Source organism: Enterococcus sp. AAFC-DPL-5146 (assembly GCF_058216635.1).
Genome location: NZ_CM177103.1, coordinates 1,299,729 through 1,322,563, shown reverse-complemented (window position 1 = coordinate 1,322,563; position 22,835 = coordinate 1,299,729). Strand labels below are relative to the sequence as shown.

General features: G+C 35.1%; 20 protein-coding genes. 3 read left to right on the top strand and 17 right to left on the bottom strand.

Annotation, left to right across the window (positions count from 1 at the left end; all coding sequences use genetic code 11):
• Positions 1 to 11: 11 nt before the first annotated feature.
• The gene (locus tag AC4BB2_RS05945; RefSeq protein WP_490474509.1) at positions 12 to 632 is read right to left on the bottom strand and encodes a helix-hairpin-helix domain-containing protein; all 621 of its coding nucleotides are present in this window, start codon (positions 630 to 632) and stop codon (positions 12 to 14) included.
• Between the two features lie 100 nt (positions 633 to 732).
• Here AC4BB2_RS05945 and AC4BB2_RS05940 point away from each other — a divergent pair, with 100 nt between their 5' ends.
• Both AC4BB2_RS05940 and AC4BB2_RS05935 read left to right on the top strand, forming a co-directional pair.
• Positions 733 to 1,257, top strand: coding sequence for an RNA polymerase sigma factor (locus tag AC4BB2_RS05940; RefSeq protein WP_490474508.1), 525 nt, complete (start codon positions 733 to 735; stop codon positions 1,255 to 1,257).
• A gap of 136 nt (positions 1,258 to 1,393) precedes the next feature.
• Positions 1,394 to 2,215 carry a PH domain-containing protein gene (locus tag AC4BB2_RS05935; RefSeq protein WP_490474507.1) on the top strand — a complete coding sequence of 274 codons (822 nt, stop codon included), beginning with the start codon at positions 1,394 to 1,396 and terminating at the stop codon, positions 2,213 to 2,215.
• Positions 2,216 to 2,259: 44 nt separating this feature from the next.
• Here the strand turns inward: AC4BB2_RS05935 and AC4BB2_RS05930 are convergent, their stop codons facing one another.
• The 14 genes from AC4BB2_RS05930 to dnaE form a co-directional block, all read right to left on the bottom strand.
• Complete coding sequence (locus AC4BB2_RS05930; RefSeq protein ID WP_490474506.1) at positions 2,260 to 3,321, bottom strand: SepM family pheromone-processing serine protease; 1,062 nt, start codon at positions 3,319 to 3,321, stop codon at positions 2,260 to 2,262.
• On the bottom strand, positions 3,314 to 3,814 hold the full coding sequence (gene coaD, locus AC4BB2_RS05925) for a pantetheine-phosphate adenylyltransferase (RefSeq protein WP_490474505.1): 501 nt from the start codon (positions 3,812 to 3,814) through the stop codon (positions 3,314 to 3,316). The genes AC4BB2_RS05930 and coaD overlap by 8 nt, the downstream gene beginning before the upstream one ends.
• 10 nt (positions 3,815 to 3,824) lie before the next feature.
• Complete coding sequence (rsmD, locus tag AC4BB2_RS05920; protein ID WP_490474504.1) at positions 3,825 to 4,370, bottom strand: 16S rRNA (guanine(966)-N(2))-methyltransferase RsmD; 546 nt, start codon at positions 4,368 to 4,370, stop codon at positions 3,825 to 3,827.
• A 109-nt stretch (positions 4,371 to 4,479) separates the two neighbouring features.
• The gene (locus tag AC4BB2_RS05915) at positions 4,480 to 4,830 is read right to left on the bottom strand and encodes a YlbG family protein (RefSeq protein WP_490474503.1); all 351 of its coding nucleotides are present in this window, start codon (positions 4,828 to 4,830) and stop codon (positions 4,480 to 4,482) included.
• Positions 4,820 to 5,251 (bottom strand): YlbF family regulator, encoded by a 432-nt coding sequence (locus tag AC4BB2_RS05910; protein ID WP_490474502.1) that lies wholly within the window; start codon positions 5,249 to 5,251, stop codon positions 4,820 to 4,822. Before AC4BB2_RS05910 ends, AC4BB2_RS05915 begins: the two co-directional genes overlap by 11 nt.
• Before the next feature lie 2 nt (positions 5,252 to 5,253).
• The gene (locus tag AC4BB2_RS05905; protein ID WP_490474501.1) at positions 5,254 to 6,375 is read right to left on the bottom strand and encodes a CAP-associated domain-containing protein; all 1,122 of its coding nucleotides are present in this window, start codon (positions 6,373 to 6,375) and stop codon (positions 5,254 to 5,256) included.
• Between the two features lie 19 nt (positions 6,376 to 6,394).
• Positions 6,395 to 9,823, bottom strand: a complete 3,429-nt coding sequence (locus AC4BB2_RS05900) for a pyruvate carboxylase (RefSeq protein ID WP_490474500.1) — start codon at positions 9,821 to 9,823, stop codon at positions 6,395 to 6,397.
• Positions 9,824 to 9,925: 102 nt separating this feature from the next.
• Positions 9,926 to 11,119, bottom strand: a complete 1,194-nt coding sequence (locus AC4BB2_RS05895; protein ID WP_490474499.1) for an FtsW/RodA/SpoVE family cell cycle protein — start codon at positions 11,117 to 11,119, stop codon at positions 9,926 to 9,928.
• A gap of 3 nt (positions 11,120 to 11,122) precedes the next feature.
• Complete coding sequence (locus AC4BB2_RS05890) at positions 11,123 to 11,425, bottom strand: Fpa/YlaN family protein (RefSeq protein WP_490474498.1); 303 nt, start codon at positions 11,423 to 11,425, stop codon at positions 11,123 to 11,125.
• A gap of 209 nt (positions 11,426 to 11,634) precedes the next feature.
• A complete protein-coding gene (locus AC4BB2_RS05885) occupies positions 11,635 to 11,790 on the bottom strand; it encodes a hypothetical protein (RefSeq protein ID WP_490474497.1) in 156 nt (51 codons plus the stop codon).
• A gap of 329 nt (positions 11,791 to 12,119) precedes the next feature.
• Positions 12,120 to 13,139 carry an alcohol dehydrogenase AdhP gene (adhP, locus tag AC4BB2_RS05880; protein WP_490474496.1) on the bottom strand — a complete coding sequence of 340 codons (1,020 nt, stop codon included), beginning with the start codon at positions 13,137 to 13,139 and terminating at the stop codon, positions 12,120 to 12,122.
• Between the two features lie 185 nt (positions 13,140 to 13,324).
• On the bottom strand, positions 13,325 to 15,082 hold the full coding sequence (gene pyk, locus AC4BB2_RS05875; RefSeq protein ID WP_490474495.1) for a pyruvate kinase: 1,758 nt from the start codon (positions 15,080 to 15,082) through the stop codon (positions 13,325 to 13,327).
• Between the two features lie 83 nt (positions 15,083 to 15,165).
• Positions 15,166 to 16,128: a 6-phosphofructokinase gene (pfkA, locus tag AC4BB2_RS05870; RefSeq protein ID WP_490474494.1), complete on the bottom strand. Its 963-nt coding sequence runs from the start codon at positions 16,126 to 16,128 to the stop codon at positions 15,166 to 15,168.
• 170 nt (positions 16,129 to 16,298) lie between these two features.
• Positions 16,299 to 19,631 (bottom strand): DNA polymerase III subunit alpha, encoded by a 3,333-nt coding sequence (gene dnaE / locus AC4BB2_RS05865; protein WP_490474493.1) that lies wholly within the window; start codon positions 19,629 to 19,631, stop codon positions 16,299 to 16,301.
• A 165-nt stretch (positions 19,632 to 19,796) separates the two neighbouring features.
• Between dnaE and AC4BB2_RS05860 the strand changes: the two genes are divergently transcribed.
• A complete protein-coding gene (locus tag AC4BB2_RS05860; RefSeq protein ID WP_490474492.1) occupies positions 19,797 to 19,985 on the top strand; it encodes a YjzD family protein in 189 nt (62 codons plus the stop codon).
• Between the two features lie 99 nt (positions 19,986 to 20,084).
• Here AC4BB2_RS05860 and AC4BB2_RS05855 read toward each other — a convergent pair whose 3' ends face one another.
• Positions 20,085 to 21,281, bottom strand: coding sequence for a multidrug efflux MFS transporter (locus AC4BB2_RS05855; protein ID WP_490474491.1), 1,197 nt, complete (start codon positions 21,279 to 21,281; stop codon positions 20,085 to 20,087).
• Positions 21,282 to 21,405: 124 nt separating this feature from the next.
• Positions 21,406 to 22,812 carry an NCS2 family permease gene (locus tag AC4BB2_RS05850; protein WP_490474490.1) on the bottom strand — a complete coding sequence of 469 codons (1,407 nt, stop codon included), beginning with the start codon at positions 22,810 to 22,812 and terminating at the stop codon, positions 21,406 to 21,408.
• Between the last annotated feature and the right edge of the window lie 23 nt (positions 22,813 to 22,835).

The following is a 22,835-nucleotide window of genomic DNA, read 5'->3' as shown; positions in this document are numbered from 1 at the left end:
AAGAAGCATTTTTAAGAAGTAATAGAATCTTTCAACTTCTCAAATGTTTTCTCTCCAAATCCTGCAATGTTCTTTAAGTCTTCAATTGTTTTGAATCCACCATTTTCTTCGCGATAACGAATAATTTCTTGTGCTTTCTTTTGCCCCACACCAGGTAAAGTCTGTAATTCAGTCTCGCTTGCTTTATTTAAATTAATCTTTTCAGAATCGGTAGTTGGATTTTCTTTAGAATCGTTATTTTTTTCAGGATTTTGAATTATTTCTCCTATCTTTGGCACATAAATCACCATTTGATCAATAATTCGCTCAGAAAAATTAACTTGATTGGTATCCGCTTCATCACTTATCCCTCCAGCAAGCATTACAGCATCCCAGACACGCATATTTTCTGTTGCCTCATACATCCCTGGTTTTTTCACAGCTCCCTTTATATCTACGTATATTTGGCGAGAAATCGATTCAGTTTCTGGGAGTTGTGATGAACTAGCGGATGGCATAGTCAATTCTTCTTCTTGTAATGTATTAGCATTAGATTTAACTAAAACTAACGTAACAATGATACATAGTGCTATAATCACAACTCCCATAATCAAATATTGCTTATACTTGTGTAAAAACGTACGATAATCCATGTATTTCCTCCTTCAAAATAAAGATACGCATTATTTTTATTTTTTCATGATAGAAAAAAAGAAACTCCGTCGTATAATAAGATAAGAAGGTGATAAATAGATGGAGCAGGAAATTATAGCGCTTTTAATAAAAAAAGATTTTTTAGGGTTAGAAAAATTTATTGATCTTTTCGGAACTGATATCGTTAAATGTATTCGAGCTATCTTAAATCATTCAGAAGAAAGAGACTATCACAAAGAAATTGAAAACGAGGTTTTTTATCGTATTTGGCAAAAAATTTCTACTTATGACGAGGAAAAGAGCAGCTTAAAAACTTGGAGCTTAACTATTACACGCAACATTTGTTTAGACAAAAAACGTTTGATTATTCGAGAACAAAAGATTATTCCCATTGAACAATTGCCTGAGAGTATATTAGAAGAAAATTATTTTGAAAAAGAAGAATTATTAGATTTATTAATACATCTAACACAAGAAGATCAATTGATTTTCTTAAAATATTATTATTATCAAGATACACCAAATGAAATAGCCTTAGAATTAAATATGGAAGTTTCACAAGTCTATAATCATCTTTCACGTGGAAGAAAAAAGCTAAAACAGCTGTTGAATCTGAACAAGTGAGCACCAGTGATTTTATATTCTCTAGCTTCTGAGACTAAGTCTTCACTAAAAATATAAAATTTGCCAATCACAAATATCTTTTCCTATCTGAGTTAAACAAGCCTCACACATTTTAAAATTTAAGGAGGAATTTCAAATGGTCAATCCTTTTAAAACTGTTATTAACCAGATCAATAAAGAAATAACAAACAACTCAAAAAAAGAGTTGAATACACAGCAAAAAAAGAGTTTATTCAATCAAACAAAAATGTATATTTTTTTACAGGACTTTATAGAGAAATTTAAGCTTTACTTAGAAGACGGAGAAGAAATTCGTGCATACTTACCAATGACCAATGATGGACAAAACGCTTCTGTAGTTGGTCTTGGTTTACTAGGAATGTATCATCCTGAATCAGAAGAAGCAAAAGCTTATGTGAAAGATTTCAATGACTTAAGGGGAAATAGAATTTTGATTTTTACGAATCAAAGAATGATTTTTACAACAATTATCGAATTTTTAGATCAACAAACATTCTTTAGCTATCCTTATAACACAATCAAAGCTATTACTTTAAGAGAAAATAAAATAAACTACCTTGACTGGGAACGTTCATTCCCACCAAAACGTGTTGCTATTTATACGTATACTTTTGACTTTGAATCTGAGGATCATATTTTTTCTGAGTTACTTGGTCAGCGAGATGCAGATATTTTGAAACAACAATTGTTAAAAATCCCCGCTTTGACAAATATGCTTGTTACTAGAAAAATATATCGTGAGAGAAAATTTGACAGAGTTATGAATAATCCTGTGCTGGCTTATAAACTGAACTATTACTTCTTTAGTATCCTTGCGATTATTGTTGTATTATTATTTGCTTTAGGCGGATTTTTTCATATAGGTCCCTTTAAAGCATGGTTTAACTTTTCAACTATTTCCATTATCCAAATAATCTCTAGCTATTTTTTAAGGTAAATAACAAGAAAACCAAACAACAACATGTTTGGTTTTCTTTTTTCTTATTTTTCTTTCAATCTCTCTAGATATTTCAACGCATCCTGTACATTTTTTACCGGAACGATTTTCATTTTTGTACCGATTTTTTCAGCAGCGGCTTTCGCTTCTTCGTAATTTGTTTTAATTCCTGGTTCAGCTTTTTTCATTTCTTTTGTGATTTCATCGTCTGGCGCAAAAAATATTTCTGTATTATTTTTGCTGGCAGTCACCACTTTTTTATCAATTCCGCCAATTCGCCCAACAATGCCATCACTATTGATTGTTCCTGTACCGGCAATTTTATGCCCCTTACGAATTCCTTTTTGAGTCAACTGCTCATAAGTCTCCAAGGTAAACATCAAGCCTGCTGAGGGTCCACCGATGTCTCCAGCATCAATTTCAACTGGGATAGATGAATCAATCTCTGTATGATCAGTTAGCCCAATGCCGATACCTGGTTTTTTATCTGTCGGTAGTTCAATTAATTTTCCAGTCGCTTCTTTTGATTTGTTATCTTGTAAATAGCTAACCGTAACCTCTTGACCTACTTTTTGTTTTTTCACATAATCAACAAATTCTTGGCTGCTTTTAAAGGTCTTTCCATCAATGCCTGTTACAGTATCACCAACAGATATTTTCCCTTTAAAGCTAGAATTATCTTCAATAGCTAAAACGTAAACTCCTTTAAATGTCATTTCATAAGGAATTTTAGCCAGTTTTAGTGCTTGTTCTATTGCAGCATTTTTTGAAGAATCCATATAATATTGTTGTATCCGTTCATATTCACTATTTGTACTTGAACCCATTAAGTCTTTTTTGCTAACTAATTCTTCAAATTCAGAGAATTTTGCTTTCACTGCTGAACCTAAAGTCGCTTTACGCACACCAACAGTTGTTAGGTAAAAAGCACCTGGTTCCGAATCTTTTTTATTATCTACGGTAACGAATTCTTTCAAATTCTCTGTTGTACCTGGTCCTTCAATATAATAAGGAATGGGAAAAATCAATACTATGATTAATAAAATAATTGCAGCAAACGGCAGGAGCGATTTAATAGATACTTTTTCTTCATGATTATTATTCATTTGATTTCATCTCACGATTCTTTTGATTTAATGCTTCACAAATAGCTTTTGGTAAATAAGCGGAAACATCACCGCCAAATTTCAGCACTTCTTTTAATAAACTTGAACTAACATGACTATAGGATTCATCCGCCATTAGAAAAACTGTTTCTAATTCAGGAGCTAAATGATGATTCATCGTAGCAATGTCTTTTTCATATTCATAGTCCTTCACATTTCTTATACCGCGAATCAAAAAACCTGCACCTAATTGGTCAGCGACTTCAACGGTCAGTTTTGTTTCTTGAACAATTACTTCAACGTTGTCCAGATCCTTTACTACCGTTTTTATCAGTGAAAGTTTTTCTTCTAATGTAAACAATGCTGTCTTATTTGTGTTCACAAAAACACCAATAATAACTTTATCAAACAGTTTTGCACTGCGCTGGATTAAATCTAAGTGACCATTTGTCAATGGATCAAAGCTGCCAGGAAAAAGAGCAATTTTAGTCATTTTTTTCCTCCTATTTATAAATCGTTATTTGAGTAATACCATACGTTGTTTCCCGAAATTTTACCAACTTACCGATCGTTTCGGGTAATTTTACAGATTTATCTGTCTCACAAACAATGGTGACGTCTTCACTTAATAAGTCGTATGTCAGCATTTGATTGATTTGTTTTTCGATTTCCTGCTTGGCGTAAGGCGGGTCTAGCAAAACTAAATCAATCTTTGTTCCATCATCTTTTAGAAGCTCTAATGCTTTATTAGCATCCATTTTTTTTATGATGAACTTTTCAGGTTCTTTTGTTACTTCAATATTTTCTTTGATAACTTTAATAGCAGCAAAATTTTTCTCAATACAAATTCCCTTATTCATTCCTCTAGATACTGCTTCAATAGCAAGACCACCACTGCCCGCATATAAATCTAAAGCTGTTCCACTATCAAAATACGGACCAATCATATTGAAAATCGATTCTTTCACCTTATCAGTTGTAGGACGGGTATTATCACCATCTAATGCTTTTAAACGGCGCCCTCCATATTCTCCAGAAATAACCCTCATCTCTTATCACTCCTCTACTTTGTCCTTTGATATCTTATAATAGTATAACAAATATACAGAAAAAAGATGAAAAATGTTTGAAGTTCGTTCACATTTTTCATCTCAATTTTTACACGTTTTCAGCTAAACGGATTTGGGTATTTAATTCTTCAACTTCAAATCCTTCTTCTTCCTCATATTGGTACGCATTTTTTGTTCCAATTTTTTCTGCAAAATTCATTTCTACATCAGGACGATAAGAACGTTCTACTTTACGAACAAAATGCAACCCATTAATCTTAGCTTCTGAAGGTTCAATATCTTCTTCATTCATATAAATCACAACATATTTCATTCGACGAGATACATAGTGAATCAAGCCATAACGTTTTAATGTTTTGAGTTGTTTTAGACTATAGACCCAAACAACTAAACAACGACGTTTTTGAATTGTAAATTCCTTTTCTTCACTAACTTGCATGACAATTACCTCCACAACCCGAATGTTTTCCTTTTTCAAAGAAAGGATTTCCAGCATCTACTTTAATATCATCTGAAATTGTTTTAGCTACTGCCATACCAACCAAATCCAAGATTGTTTGAACACCCGTTTCAGAAAAACGAAATTCGGCTACTTCCTCACTCATATCTAACGCTCTTTTGGCCTGACGTAGAGCTCTTTGCTTCGTACGAAAATCTGGTGCATGATTTCCATATGCCTCAATTCGTTCAAAAGAGTCCTTGGCGTTTAAAAAAGCCTTTTGCTTGTCTCGAACGTCTTTTGACTCATACATTTTTTGGCGATTTATTTTGTAAGATTCAATACTCTTACTTGTCAAAATTGTTTGAACAAGTTTTTCTGTCTGATCTTCTATTTCAAAAAGTTTTTCTGTTACTATCATACTTATTCACTTTCCTCTGTTTGAGTTATTTCTTTTTCTGTTTCTTGTAATAAGACTAACATACTTGCTTTAGAGAAAGCAACGCCAATGTTTTCTTTTTCTCGATGTGCAAAACGAGAATGATATAATGAATCAGAAAACCATGACAGTACAGTAAACGACGGGTCATAGACTGGCTCTGTAAATATTCCTGTTGCCTTCTTTTGATCCAATTGTCCGATTTTCAACAGTTTTTGATACTCATCATTTGTCAAAGTAAACGTATTAGTCGCCGTGATTTGCTCTTTACTAAATTGCCAATTTTCAGCTCGTTCTAGCGAAAGAATATTTTTCGTGTTTTTAGACAACGTGTCAAAAAGTTTTTGACCATTTTTTTGGCTTTCAGTATTCACATGATACGTCGGTAAATCTTCTTTAAGCTTCAATAAATTAATTATTCTAATGACTTGGTTACTCTTTACAGCATCGAACCCAGTTACTTGAGTTGTTGGCAATATTGGTACTGCTTCACCCTCTAACAACTGATAGGGCATTAACGTTAGTAAAGATTCTTTATCCAAATAAGTCACAGCCGCCAATTTACCATTTCCGTGATTAAAAAACAAAATAGCAAAAGTTTTATTATCAAAAGCGACCAAAGGACGATAATTCATATCCTCTTCTATTAATTCAATGTTATAGTTTTCTTCTTTATATGTAAATGCGAAATTTGAATAAATAGTCATCAACTCTGACACCTCTGATAATGTCATCCCAATAGAAAAAGGCGCTGTTTCTTTTGAATTATTAAAAGCCTTAATCACTGTGATTTTTTCATCTATAACATTCATTTCCAGATATTCAGCATCTTTTTCACCGAATATCCACAGTTCATATCCCATACCTGTTTTTTGCTTTTCAATGGGTTCTCCAAAATTAGCGACAAAGTCATCTGTTTTTTTTCCTATGTAATCAGCATATCCTGAAGTTGAAATTTCTTCGTAAGGTAATGCAGTATGGGAGGCATCATGCCCCCCAATATCTGCTTTTTGGTGTATTTTTTCAGCAGGGAAAAAGACAGGCTGTAAATAGCCGATTGTTAGGACTACAAAGAAAATACCTACAAAAACTAAAAATCGTCTCATCTTTTCCCCCACTTTTCTTTTAATTTTCTTTTACTTCTATTAATAAATCACCTGAACTGATTGCTTCACCCTCAAGAACATAAATATGTTCTACGATACCGTCAAAGCGTGCTTCTATTGTCGTTTCCATTTTCATGGCTTCCGTTACAAGTAGAGCATCACCTTTTTTCACTTTGTCTCCCTTGTTTACTAAAACTTGGAGTACAGAGCCGGACATTGTAGCACCAATTTGCTCTTTATTTGTTGGTTCTGCTTTTCGTTTAGCTTGAATAGAAGATTTAATAGATGTATCTTTTATAACTATCTCACGACGTTGACCGTTTAAGTTAAAGAACAGTACTCTGTTTCCTTCGATATCAGGATCACCAATTTCATCTAGACGAATGATTAATGTCTTCCCTTTTTCAATTTGAACTTCTACAGATTCACCTTGACGAATTCCTTGGAAGAAAGTTGGTGTGTCTAATAGTGTGACATCTCCAAAATTTTGGTAAGATGTACGATAATCCAAGAATACTTGAGGATACATCAAGTAACTCAATACCTCTTCCATTTTTGGTTCATAACCGATTTTTTCGGCTAATTCTGCTTTTACTTTATCAAATTTTACAGGTGCTGCCAAGCTTCCTGGTCTTTCAGTAAACGCAGGTCGTCCTTTCAAAATAATTCTTTGTAGGTCTTTAGGGAATCCGCCAACAGGCTGACCTAAATCACCTTGGAAAAATGTCACTACTGACTCTGGGAAACTTAACTCTTCACCATTTGCATAGATATCTTCTTCCGTTAGATTATTTTGAACCATAAATAATGCCATATCTCCTACAACTTTTGAAGAAGGAGTTACTTTGACAATATCCCCAAACATCAAATTGACTGTATGGTACATTTTTTTGATATCATCCCATTTATGACCTAGCCCAACAGCTTTGGCTTGTTGTTGTAGATTAGAATACTGACCACCAGGCATTTCATGCATGTATACTTCTGTTTGCGGCGCATTCAAACCATTCTCGAACGGTTTATAATACATGCGGACATCTTCCCAATAATGGTTAATTTTTTGGGTATTATCGATATTCACATCTGGCGTACGATCTCCATTTACTAAAGCATAATATAAACTACTCATACTTGGTTGGCTAGTTGCACCACTCATCGCACTAGTTGCCACATCAACAATATCCACGCCAGCTTTTGTTGCTGCTGAATAAGTGATAATACCGTTGCCGCTAGTATCATGAGTATGCAAATGAATTGGTAAATCAGTTGTATCTTTCAATTCACTAATTAAACGATAGGCTGCTTGAGGTTTTAATAAACCGGCCATATCTTTGATTGCAATAATATGTGCACCCATTTTTTCAAGTTCTTTTGCCATATTTTTGTAATACTCAACATTGTATTTTGCTCTAGAAGGATCATTGATATCCCCTGTATAACAAATGGCAGCCTCAGCAATTTTCCCAGTATCTCTAACAGCTTGAATGCTTTTTTCCATTTGCGGCAACCAATTTAAACTGTCAAAAATACGGAATACATCAATCCCTTGTTTTGCTGACTCTTTAATGAATTCTTCAATGACATTATCAGAATAATTTTGGTAGCCGACAGCATTTGATCCTCTAAATAACATCTGCAACAATGTATTAGGCATCAATTTACGGATCTTACGTAGTCTTTGCCACGGATCTTCATTCAAGAAGCGATAAGCAACATCAAAAGTTGCACCGCCCCACATTTCACTTGAGAACAACTCAGGAAGACCTTCTCCTGTCAAACGTGCAATTTCTTTAAAATCTTGTGTTCTTACACGAGTTGCCAATAAACTTTGATGTGCATCACGGAACGTTGTATCCGTCAGTAATACATTCTCTTGTTTTTTAATCCAATCGATTACCCCTTTTGCACCATCTGTTTCTAAAATATTTTTTGCTGTCACATAATCACTACGTAACTCTAAATCAGTAGGAATGCGTGGGGCATCAAAATATTTTTTGGTTGCTTTTTCAATTCCTGGAAAACCATTGACCGTTACTTCACCAATATATTTCATTGTTTTGTTTCCACGGTCTCTTAATTTAGGGAATTCAAATAATTGCGGAGTACTATCAATAAATGTAGTTTTTGCTTCACCTGACTGAAATTCAGGATGACCGATAACTTTGTGTAAAAATGGAATGTTTGTTTTGACACCACGGATTCTAAATTCTCTTAAAGAACGCTCCATTTTTTGGATTGCTTTTTCAAACGTAAATCCATGTGTACAAACTTTTACTAAAAGCGAATCAAAGTAAGGTGTAACAACCGCACTAGAATAGGCATTTCCAACATCAAGACGAACACCAAAACCGCCTGGTGAACGATACGTATCAATCTTACCGGTATCTGGCATAAAGTGATTCAACGGATCTTCTGTAGTGATACGACATTGAATAGCTGCACCATTTAAGGTAATTTCTTCTTGATTCGGAATCTTCATATCTTTATGTAGATCCAAACCTTGAGCAATTTGCAACTGAGAAACAACAATATCAATATCAGTAATCATTTCAGTAATCGTATGCTCTACTTGAACACGAGGATTTACTTCGATAAAGTAAAAATGATCCCCTTCAACTAAGAATTCAACCGTTCCAGCATTAATATAGTCAACATGTTTCATCAATTGCACTGCAGCGTCACAAATTTCTTTACGTTTTGCTTCGTTCATTGACACACATGGGGCAACTTCTACCACTTTTTGATGGCGACGTTGAACTGAACAATCCCGTTCAAATAAATGAACTACATTTCCATGTTTATCTCCTAGTATTTGCACTTCAATATGCTTAGGATTAGAAATATATTTTTCTACATAAACTTCATCAGAACCAAAAGCTGCTTTTGCTTCACTTTTTGCCCGCATATAACCTTCTTTTGCTTCTTTTTCATCATGAGCCACACGCATTCCGCGACCGCCGCCGCCAAGTGCTGCTTTAATCATGATAGGGAAACCATGTGTACGGCCAAACTCCAAGACACCTTCTACAGTATCAACTGGGCCATCAGAACCAGGTATTGATGCAATTCCTGCAGCAACAGCCGCCTCTTTCGCCTTAATCTTATCTCCAAAAATATCTAAGTGATGTAAGGACGGACCAACAAAAATAAGACCTTCTTCCTCACAACGACGAGCAAACTCTAAATTTTCTGATAGAAACCCGTAACCTGGATGGATTGCATCTGCACCAGATTTTTTTGCGATACGAATAATATCCTCCATATCAAGGTAGGCTTCAATTGGTTTTTTTCCTTTACCAACTAAATAAGCTTCATCAGCTTTAAAACGATGAACAGAATATTCATCTTCTGCCGCATAGATTGCCACTGTCCCGATGTGCATCTCTGTACAGGCTCTAAAAATTCGAATTGCGATTTCTCCACGATTTGCTACTAAAACTTTTTTCATTCTTTCACTCCTACCCGTTTATTGAGGCTGACAAAAAAATATTTAACTCCGAAACAACAAGGAGCGGCTTCTGTCTTGCCGTTGATTTACCTTCATTTGTATTTATTGATTACCAAGTAATCGATATTCTTGATCTATTTTTTGTTTTTTTTCATCTGCACTAATATTTAAAACGAATGCTACTGCAATCGAAATAATCAGCACGCTGTTTCCTCCATGACTGAGAAAAGGGAAAGTTATTCCGGTTAAAGGAATAACACCAGTAATTCCGCCTAGATTAATAAAAACCTGCAACAATAACATTGAACCAATACCAACACACATCAATGAATTGAACGGTTTTTTAGAGCGTACTCCAACTAGAATAATACGAGCAATCATAAACATCAAAAGTGCTAAAATAATCAATGAGACTAACAGACCTAACTCTTCAATTGTAATGGCAAAAATAAAATCTGAATGTGCTTCTGGTAAGAAGCCTTTTTTCTGAATACTATTACCCAAGCCTTTTCCAAACCAACCACCATTGTTAATTGCATAATATGAATTTGCTAACTGATGACCAGCATTTCGTTCATCTTTAAATGGGTTTAAGAAAATGGCAAAACGTTGATATACATATTGATATCTTTCAGGAATAAAACTTCCTTTACTTAAAATCAAAGCCTGAATGACAACTATACTGCCGAAAATCCCAGCACCACCAACCAGATACGTATACATATAGTTTACGCCGCTTGCTAACAACATAATAATCACAATTAGTGTTAATATAGCTGCATTTCCTAAATCGGGTTGAATTGCAACTAGAAAAATTAAAAAACCAACCAAAAGCATTGGTCTAAATACTGCTTTCTTAAATTCTTTATCAATGTATTTCTGTCTGCGACCTAAAATAAACGCTAAATACCAAATGACCATAATTTTCAGATATTCGGCCGGCTGCATCGAAAAGGCTCCCAAATATAACCAACCAGAAGCACCATTGATCGTTCTACCTAATGGTGTAAATTTAACAGCCATTAGTAAAACAGATATTATCGTGATTGCAATCATAATAAAACCTTTATTTTGAAACACAGTTGTTTTCATCTTATAAATGAAAAACATTGCCACTAAACTTAACACCCAAAATTGTAATTGAGAGATAACCATACTTGTTGGCGGTAGTCCCTTTGAAACTAACAATGAGGATGTTGAACTGTATACCATGATTAACCCCACTGCACTAAGAACTAGGTATGGAATTAAAATACTATAATCTAATAGATGCCTCTTCTTTATCTTTCCTGGCAAAGTTTAAACCTCCTTGCCCATTTCTTTTTTTTCTTGAGTTTCCTCATAAACGTCACTATATAATTGATTTAGTTCTTTTTCTAAATCACTTAGTAATTGATGTCCTTGTGTTGAACTTAAAATACCTAGACGAATAGCATAAGTTACTTGGCGAGAAAAACCATACATTTGCGTATCTACGACTTCCTCAAAAGCTTTACATTGGGAAATACATAGGCTATTTTTTTGATTGCGAATCAGCATCATTATTCTTTGTGCATCATCGATTAACAGCTCAATGGCAAAATCTTTTGAAATGGATTCCATTTGCACTCTACCTCCCATCTTAATTATGTAATTATAGCATAATTTGACCGACTATTAACAGAATTTTTCTGAAAAAAATCTGTTAAAATTTTTTTAATTTTGGATAAACTTGAATAAAAAAATTTCATCTTTATTACAGTTTGTCTTGAGAATAAAACAATTCTCTCTTAACAAAAAACCAGCAGTTATATTTCCATTTGTTTTCATTTTTAATTCCATCCATAAAAAATTACATAATAAACAACATAAAACCAGCTTAATGCTCCGTGAAATATTGCCCAAAGTATACTATGCCAATTTACATACGAAATAACTAGTGCCAATGCACAACCAAATGAAATACCCGCTTTTGCACTTTCTTTCATTGCTATTCCTCCTAGACTATTTTCAATATTTTTTGCTTATCTAACTACACATCCTAATAGCATGTCATGGTCAGAAATTTTTCTTACAAATGATATTACTAATAGTAACAGAATACATTTTAAGAAGCTATTAAAGTATCAAGAAATAAGTAAAAAAAACAAATTATTTTCTCTCAAAAAATTTTTTATATATTTTATATAAATAAGGATTAATAACTTAAATAAAAAAACTATTTTCTTTATACAAAAATACCCTCAAGAGTTAGAATTATAAATCTAGCTTTTGAGGGTCATAGTTGTTATATTCGATGTTTCAACTCATATTAGATTTATTTTTTTAAATCTACAACCATTCTACCTTTGATTTTGCCTTGTTCCATTTCTTCAAAGATATCATTAACTTCATGTAAACAGCGTGTTTCTACAACTGGTACAACTTTTCCTTCTGCACCAAATTGGAAAGCTTCTTCTAGATCTTTACGTGTTCCTACTAAAGAACCGACGATTTGAATACCATCTAAAACTGTTTTGACGATTTCTAAGTCCATTGTTTCTGGCGGAAGTCCTACTGCAACTACTTTACCTGCAGCTCTAACCGAATTCACTGCTTGATTAAATGCGACTTTTGAAACTGCTGTAACGACTGCTGCATGAGCACCGCCAACTTTTTCTTGAATCCATTCACCTGCATCACCATCTGTTAATGGATTACATACTAAATCAGCACCTAATTCTTTGGCAAATGTTAATTTATCGTCATTGATATCAATCGCAATTACTTTCGCATTGAAAACATTTTTAGCATATTGAATAGCTAGGTTCCCTAATCCACCGATACCATAAATCGCTACCCATTCACCAGGTTTTACACCAGAAACTTTGATTGCTTTATAACAAGTAACACCTGCGCATGAAATACTACTTGCTTGAGCTGGATCTAGTCCTTCTGGAACTTTAACAGCATAATCAGCTTTAACGATACATTGTTCCGCCATTGCACCATCAACAGAAAAACCTGCATTTTTTACTTGGCGACAGAATGTTTCACGGCCTGTAATACAATACTCACAAGTCCCGCAACCCTCAAAAAACCAAGCGATACTTACACGGTCTCCGACTTTTAGACTTTCTACACCAGGTGCAATTTCTTTCACAATACCAATACCTTCATGACCAATTACTCGTCCCGGTACTTCACCAAAGTCGCCATGTGCTACATGTAAATCAGTATGACAAACTCCACAATATTCTACATCCACCAAAGCTTCACCAGCTTCAAGCGGTCTAATGTCTAATTCCTTAATTTCTACTTTTCCATTATTTTCTTTACTTACAACAGCTGCTTTCATATTATCACTCCTGTATTTTTTTATTATCGTAACAATTAAATTATACCATGTATGAAATCGTTTTAAAAGCTCTTTTGTAAAATTATTCACAATCAATAGAATTTTTTTCAAAATCAACAAAAAAGAGAGGAAACGAATCATATTAAATGATTCGTTCCCTCTCTTAAAAGGTTTTAGCTAATGATTTAGATTGCTGTTGTTGCGCCACGGTAAACAATACCACGACGAGGGTCAACTGTAATCAATTCGTCATTTGCGATTAAGTTTGTCGCATCAGCCGCACCAACGATTACTGGAATATCTTTAGCAATTGCAACAACTGCTGCATGAGAAGTTAAGCCGCCTTCTTCAACAACCAAAGCAATTGCTTTATCGATTGCAGGCATGTAATCTTTATCTGTTGTCTTAACAACTAGAATAGCTCCTTCTGTTGCATTAGCAACCGCTTCTTCAGCAGTTTTAGCAACAACTGCCTTAGCAATAACTGAAGCTTCGCCAATTCCTTGTCCTTGAACTAATTTTGATCCAATCATTTGGATTTTCATTAGGTTTGTCGTTCCTTTTTCACCGACAGGTACGCCAGCAGTGATAATGATTAAATCACCTTCACTTGCATAACCTTCTTCTTGAGAAACATGTGTCGCTAAGTTAAACATTTCATCAGTACTTGATGGTTTTTCAGCAACTGTTGCAGAAACACCCCAAGATAATGATAAGCTGCGTGCTTTTTGTTCTGAGAATGTAATAGCAACGATATGAGCTTTCGGACGATATTTAGAAATCATACGAGCTGTGTGACCTGATTCAGTTGCTGCAACGATTGTTTGGATTCCCAAGTTACGGGCAGTATGTCCAACTGATTGACCAATAGCTTCTGTCATATCTGTTTTGCTGTAAAGTTTTAAAGCAAATGAATCTTGATTAATCAACGCTTCTTCTGTACGAACAGCGATGCGAGCCATTGTTTGAACAGCTTCTAGTGGGTAATCCCCAGCAGCAGTTTCACCAGAAAGCATTACTGCATCTGTTCCGTCATAGATTGCATTGGCAACATCGTTTGCTTCCGCACGAGTTGGACGCGGGTTACGTTGCATAGAATCTAACATTTGAGTTGCAGTGATAACTGGTTTACCTAAAGCGTTACATTTTTTGATCAATTCTTTTTGAACAACAGGAACATCTTCAGTTGGAATTTCAACACCCATGTCTCCACGAGCAACCATTAAACCATCAGAAACTTTTAGGATTTCGTCGATATTATCGATACCTTCTTGGTTTTCGATTTTGGGAATGATTTGGATGTGTGTTGCGTCTTGTTCTTCTAAAATTTTAGTAATTTCTAAAACGTCAGTTGCACGACGAACGAAACTTGCAGCGATAAAGTCAACGCCTTGTTCGATACCAAAACGGATATCGGCAGCATCTTTATCAGTGATTCCAGGAAGTTTTACAGAAACACCAGGAACGTTTACGCCTTTTTTATTTTTTAATACGCCTTCGTTTTTGATTTCAGTAACGATTTCATTTGCATTACGATCAATATCAGTTACTTCTAAATCAATCAATCCATCATCTAAAAGAATATGAGAACCAACGTTTACATCGTTAATTAATTCTGGGTAAGTAATTGAGAATTTTTCGTTTGTTCCTAAAACTTCTTCCATAGAAAGGCGCACTGTTTCACCAGTTTTCAAAGTGATTGCACCATTTTCCATTTCGTTCGTACGAATTTCAGGTCCTTTTGTGTCAAGTAAGATTGCAACACGTTTCCCTGTAATTTTTGCAGCTTCACGAATATTTTTGATACGGTTGCCATGCTCTTCAAAGTCACCATGTGAGAAGTTCAAACGGCAAACATTCATTCCTGCATTCATTAAGTTTACTAGCATATCAACTGTTTCACTGGCTGGTCCGATCGTACATACGATTTTCGTTTTTTTCATTACCAAACGCTCCTATTCCATTTTTGTTATACATTTATTAAGTTTATTTATTTTCCTCAAGGATACTTTATATTGCTTATTTTTTAAAAAGAAATCTCTTGATTTAAATCGTAAAGTGATAGGTCCGGTTTATGTTTGTGGTTTTCCAATGTATCTACAATATCTGCTGAGACAACTTTGTTATCAAGCATACCGATACATTGACCTCCTTTTCCGGCCTTTAATAATTCGACAGCATATGAACCAAATTTACTTGCTAATACACGGTCACGAGCACTAGGTGAGCCACCACGAACAACGTGTCCTAAAATAGATACGCGAGTATGGAAATCACCATGTTGAGAAAGCATATCAGCAAATTCATTACCGCCCATAACGCCTTCAGCTAAGATGATTAAGCAATGTTTCTTCCCACGGTCACGACCTTCTCTAATGCGTTGTGCCACATTATTCATATCAAAGTCATGCTCTGGAATGATGATTTCATCTGCTCCGCCGGCCACACCTGACCAAAGAGCGATGTCACCAGCCCCACGTCCCATTACTTCAATAACGAATGTACGTACATGTGAAGTTGCCGTGTCACGAATACGGTCAATTGATTCTAAAACTGTATTGATAGCAGTGTCAAAACCAATCGTAAAATCCGTTCCCGGAATATCATTATCAATTGTCCCAGGAATACCTACTGCTGGAAATCCACGTTTTGTCAAAGCCATTGCGCCATGATAAGAACCGTCACCACCGATAACGACTAAACCTTCAATACCGAATTTTTTCAATTGCTCGATGCCTTTTAATTGTCCTTCTTCTGTTGCAAATTCAGGATAACGGGCAGAATATAAGAATGTCCCCCCGCGTTGGATTTTATCGCCAACATCAGCAATGTCCAAACGGCGAATATCTCCTGCCACCAAGCCTGCAAAACCGTAGTTGATCCCATAAACTTCGATTCCGTCAAAAATTCCTTTACGTACGACTGCACGAATTGCAGCGTTCATTCCTGGGGCGTCTCCCCCACTGGTTAAAATACCGATACGTTTCATTCGTTCTTTCACCTCATATAATATACTTTTAAGCTGCAACAAATTTTGTCACAGTTATTTATTACTCAAAAATATTACGTCACTCATTTTACCATTAATAGTGCAAAATGTCTTGATTTAAGAAGAAAAAATTGAAAAAGATGAAAACAATTAGTATTTTTTACCGTAAATCATTTGAAAACAACATTTTCCATGCCTAAAATTGTCTCCAATTGTTCTTTTACAGTGACTGTATCCGCCAACCAATTTTCTTCTCCAAGAACTAATTTTTTTCCGTTTTTTTCAAAATACATAATTACTGGTGTATTGCCTTTGTATTTTTGAATCACGCCATGAACACTTTGCAAGATATCTTTTTGGTCTTTTTCTTCAACGATTTTTAAATAGCACGTTGTTGCACTAATATTCTCTTCGATATCGCTTGCTTTTTCAATTTGGTTTACTAATAGTTGAAGTTCTTGATTATAATTACTTTTTTCAATTTTTCCTTCTACATAGTATACTTGATTTTTTTCAACGGTTTGACGAAGTGTCCTAAAAACAGTTGGAAAGAGGGTCAATGAAAGTGAGCCTGTTAAATCATCACCTTCTACAAAAGCCATTTGCTCCCCTTTTTTCGTACGAATTACTCGAATATCTTTCACATAAATCAATAATCTAGCAGTTTGATTTTCCACCACATCACTGACTAACATTACTTGCTTAGCTAATCGTGTTTTTTTGAACTCTTCTGTCGGATGTCCAGACAAATAGACACCTAAATATTGTTCTTCTTGTTCTAATTTTTCTTCTAAAGTATAATCAGCCACTTCAACTTCTTTAAGCTTCAGCGTATCTTCAAGAAGGTTCATACTGCCGCCGCTATAAATAATATTTTGAATTTCACTGTCTAAACTAACCGCTAATTGTCGACGATTCGCCTGCAATTCATCGAAAGCACCAATTGCAATTAACGGCTGAATATTTTCAGCTTTTAACCACTTACGATCGATACGTAACAAAAATTGATCAAATGTTTGAAACGGCCCTCGTTCTTTGCGTTCATCTAAGATATTTTGGATGAAATCTCTGCGAATTCCTTTCAAAGAGCTAAAACCAAACATAATTTGATCGTTATTATTTAAGTGAAAACTATACTGACTGGTATTAATCGACGGTTGTAAAATAGCCATTTTATTTTTACGTGCTTCACCTATATATTCTTTAATTTTATTTGGGTTATGTCTGACTGAATGTAGAATGGATGCGTAGAATGCACCTGGGAAATGTACTTTTAAATATGCCATTTGAAACCCGATAAATGAATAAGCAAAAGCATGTGATCGGTTAAATCCATAATTAGCAAACCGTTCAATATAATCATAGATCGTTGTTGCGACTTCTTTACTATGACCTTGTTTCATTGCTCCGTCAACAAAGTGTTTTCTTTCTTCATCCAGTACATCTTTTTTCTTTTTACTAACGGCACGCCGCAAGATATCCGCTTGTCCCAAGCTAAATCCTGCCATTTTAGAAGCCACTTGGATGATTTGTTCTTGATAAACAATGATGCCATAGGTATTTTTCAATATCGGCTCCAAAATAGCATCTGGATAATCGATTGCTTCTTGTCCTTTTTTTCTACGGATAAATAGATCAATATTCTGCATTGGACCTGGTCGATAAAGTGCATTAACAGCAGCTATATCTTCAATACTGGTTGGTCCAAGTTTCCTTAAAACATTTCTAATCCCAGCTGATTCAAATTGGAAAACACCACTTGTTTCGCCTTTTCTAAACAAAGCTAAGGTTTTTTCATCATTTAATGGGATTTGGTTTAAAACCAGCTCTTTTTTATAGACACGTTTAATAGATTTAATAGTGTCATCAATGATGGATAAATTTCGCAAACCTAAAAAATCCATCTTTAGTAATCCGATTTTTTCAACATCATTCATTGTGAACTGTGTAAGGAAAATATCGTTGGATCCAGGCTGTAACGGAACTAAATCTAAAAGATTCTGGTCACTAATCACCACTCCAGCAGCATGTGTTGATACATGTCGAGGCAGGCCTTCTAAGCGAACTGCTGTATCGTATAACAAACGGTTTGTATCAGAAGAATTCACTAACTCTACTAAATTTTTAGAATCTGCATAGGCTGTTTTCAATGTCATTTTCAAGGCACTGGGAACCGCATTTGACCATCGGTTCGATTCACTTTGAGATAGTCCAAAAACTCTCGCTACGTCTCTTAAAACCATTTTTGCTGCCATTGTGCCGAAAGTGGCAATTTGAGCCATATGGTAGTGTCCATATTTTTCTCGAACATATTGTAGCACTTCTTCTCGACGATTATCTGGAATGTCTAAATCTATATCCGGCATCGAATGTCTTTCAGGGTTTAAGAAACGTTCAAAAAGCAAATCATATTTGATTGGATCAACATCAGTGATGGATAAAACATATGAAACCAAAGAACCTGCAGCAGAACCTCGTCCTGCACCTGTAACAATTTTCCGTTCATGAGCAAAAGCCATCACGTCCCAGACAATTAAAAAGTAATCATCAAATCCCATCGTATGAATAATACTCAGCTCTTTTGCTAAACGTTCTTCATAATCTGGTGAAGGATTTTCTATACGTTCAGGTAATTTTTGCAAACATAACTCTTTCAAGAATGTTCCAGCTTGTTTTCCCTCTGGAATGGGGTAATGCGGCAATAATTTTTGATGTAAAGGAATTTCTAAAGAACAAGAATCAGCAAGTATTTCTGCATTGCGAATGGCTTGTTCACCAATTTTTGCACGTAATTGTGCTACGACTTCTGCTTGATTCCTTAGATAAAAAGGTCCTTCAATTTCAGTATCACCTGCATTTAAAGTCATCTGCTGCCCTTCATTGATATGTGCTAATACCTTTAGTGCAAAACCATCTTCTCGATTTAAGTAACGTGTTTCCTGCAAAGCAAGTAATTGCTGTTGCTTTGCTTCGTAAAATTGGAAAAGTTCTGGATCCGTTTCTTGATTACTTGTAAATGATGCTCCTACATAGAAAGAATTTTCATCAAAAAGATGCACTAATTGAGCCAAGCTTTCTATCGCTTCCTCTTCACTTCTTTTCAAAGCAAACATAACTTCGCCTTTATCAGAAGGCATTACAGCAAAGAGGTGTTTCAAATAATCTTTGATTTCATCTAAATAAAAAACTTTTTCACTATTCATCTTTGCGGTGGAGATCCGCATCAAGTTTTGATACCCTTCTAGATCTTTTGCATATAACAACAGTTGAGCAGACTGTTCGGATTTTTGAGGTGTATATTCTAATGTTAAACCAATGATTGGTTTAATTTCTTCTTTATTACAGGCTTCAAAAAATTCGACTGCTCCGTGTAAAACATTGATATCTGTGATGCCTAAAGTTTTATAACCCAATGTTTTGGCTTGTTGCACTAATTCCTGAATACGTAAGGTACTGGAAAGCAATGAATAGGAAGTGATTGTATATAATTGTGGAAAGGGCATACGACATCTCCTTTTTATATGAGTTGGAACAGAAGTAATTATTTCCAAAGGAGTTCCTTCTGATCCACCAATTTTTGTGTTAATTTCAAATCAAAAATGTATCTGTGAATTTCTTTACATTTAAAAAAATTGTGCTAAACTAAAACTAGAAAAGAGGTGCAATCTATGCGTTACATTCTTCTATTATTGTGGTCCTTTTTACTAGGTCAAGTAGTTGGCTACATCGGCGGTGCTTTAAATGGTGGTACCTATGATTTTATGTTGACAACAATTATATCATTGGTTACGGGTGTAATTATCATATTGATTGGTCAATTCGCATTACCAAAAAAAGAAAACACACGTCTTCAATAAGATTCAACGTTCTTTCAATTATTAACTCGTGTAAATCACTAGTATAAAAAAACCAGTTACTACAAACATTGTAACTGGTTTTTTTATGTTTTCAACTGTTTAGAGTCTTTTATTTAAAATTTTTCGAAAATTAAACAAAGACAGACAGATATTCCCTAAAACAAAACACGCTGTTACAATAAATACCGCACTATATCCCATACCATGAGCCACAGTAGAACCAACCATAGGACCTAAAACTTGGCCGAAGTTACTGGACATTTGATTATAGCTATAAATCCGGCTTACCCCTTCAGACGGCGTTATTTTACTAATTAATGTATTAATTGAAGGCATCAAAGCCCCCGTAGAAAAACCTAAGAAAAAGCGCAACAGCCCTAATTGAAAAGGTGACGTAACAAAAGCCATAGGAATATAACAAATCATTGATAGTATCAATCCAGCTAATAAAACTTTATGATTTCCTATCTTGTCCCCTAGTTTTCCTAAAATCGGTGAAGAAATTACCGCTGACACTCCTGCCACAGAAACAATCAATCCACTAATAAATAAAATATTCCCTGTGTCGTGACTCAACGAACGAATATATAGCGTCAAAATTGGACTAATACTTGTCACACCGATTTGCAAAATCAATGTTGTGATGAACAAACCAATCAAAATCGACACATGATCCATTTTTGAAAATATTTCTTTTGTACTTAATAGGTCTTTCTTTTCAACTGGTTGAAAATCTTCTTTGACCATAAAAATTGTTAATAGCGTAGTAATTAATAACACAAAGCCAGTGATGATAAACACATTTTCCATACCAAACCACTGCGCTAAAGCACCACCAAAGGATGGACCAATTAATGTTCCTGCAATCGCTCCTGTTGAGAGAGTTCCTAGAGCCCAGCCACTTTTTTCTTTAGGTGCTTGTGATGCAATCATTGCCGTAGCATTGGGTATATAGCCAGACAGAATCCCATTAAAAAATCGCATAATCAATAACCAATAGACATTCGGTACAAAGGCCAATGACCCCATCGTGATAGTCATTCCGGCAGCTGCCCGAATCATCATTAATTTACGCCCTTTTCTATCGGCTAAATTGCCCCAAACAGGTGCAACAATTGCAGCGGCAAAGGCTGTAACAGATATCGCAAGTCCCGAAAAAAGAGCAACTTGACTCTTTGGTGTCCCTAACTGCTCAACATAAACAGGAATAAATGGCATGACTAAACTAATACTAGCCCCAGTGAAAAAACACCCTAGCCAAGCAACCATTAAATTCTTTTTCCAATTAATTTTCATCTTAATGCACACCTCACAAGTTCTTCACTATTAACTATACTCCAAATTTCTCAAAAAATCTTTCTGTGAGCATAATAAAAAAGCTTAACTATCAAAAAGACAGCTAAGCTTTACCAAACATAAATTATAGAATGGCTAAAATAATAAAATTCAATATAAACAACGCATTAACAATCCAAAGAATTGGGGAAACTTCTTTGAATTTACCTTTTGCAACTTTAACAATCGCGTAAAAAATAAATCCTGCGGCAATTCCGTATGAAATACTGTAACATAATCCCATAAAGATCGATGCAAAAAACGCTGGAACTGCTTCCTCTAAATCAGTCCACTCAATATCTTTGAATGAAGCTAACATCATTACACCAACTAAAATTAACGCTGGCGCAGTGGCTTGTGCTGGTACAATTGCAATTAGCGGTGAGAACAAACTGCTTAATGCAAACAATCCTGCAACAACAACAGAGGTCAAACCAGTACGTCCCCCAGCACCAATACCTGCCGCACTTTCAACATACGTTGTTGTATTTGATGTCCCAACAACAGCGCCAATTGATGTTGCAATTGCATCTGCAAACAACGCTTTATCCATTTTTGTAGAAAATCCTTTGCTGTCTTCCAACGCCAATTCATCTTCCTTAGAGAAAATCCCAGTCCGACGTCCTGTTCCAATAAATGTGCCAATCGTATCAAACGTATCTGATAAGCTAAATGCAATGACTGTCATTAACACTTGAGGAATTTTTGATACATCACTAAACAATGTTTGCATACCATCAGGACCAAATGCCGCACCAAATGTTGTGCCTAATTCACTAATAGAATTTCCTAGAGAATTCGCTTGCCAATCAATAGCAGATAAATCAACTACCCCCATCGGGATTGCGATAATCGTTGTTGCTAAGATACCAATTAAAATCGCTCCGCGAACATTTAAAACCACCAAAATAGTCATTAAAACTAAACCAATAATTGCTAATATAATTTCAGGATTATTGAAATTCCCTAATGCTGGAACGATGCTATCTCCATTCACGACACCTTTCGTTGGTTCTTTTTGTACAGTGAAATCCAATAATTTTGCATTTTTAATTCCTACATATGCCACAAAAATTCCAATACCGCCGCCAATCGCATGCTGCATACTTTCTGGAATTGCCTTAATGATCAATTTGCGAATTTTAGTTACCGTAATTAAAACGTTGATCAACCCACAAATGAAAACCATTGCTAACGCTTGTTGCCATGTATATCCTAAACCAAAAACGACTGTAAAGGTGAAAAACGCATTTAAACCCATTCCTGGAGCTTGTGCGTATGGTACATTCGCAAAAAGACCCATAATCAATGTACCAATAATTGAAGCAATGATCGTTGCTAAAAATACTGCTTGAAATGGCATTCCTGTTTGAGATAAGATCGACGGGTTTACGAATAAAATATAACTCATCGCAAAAAACGTCGTTACTCCTGCCATCATTTCAGTTGAAATCGTTGTTTTGTTTTCCTTTAATCTGAAAAACTTTTCCATGACTTTGTTTCTCTCCTCTATAC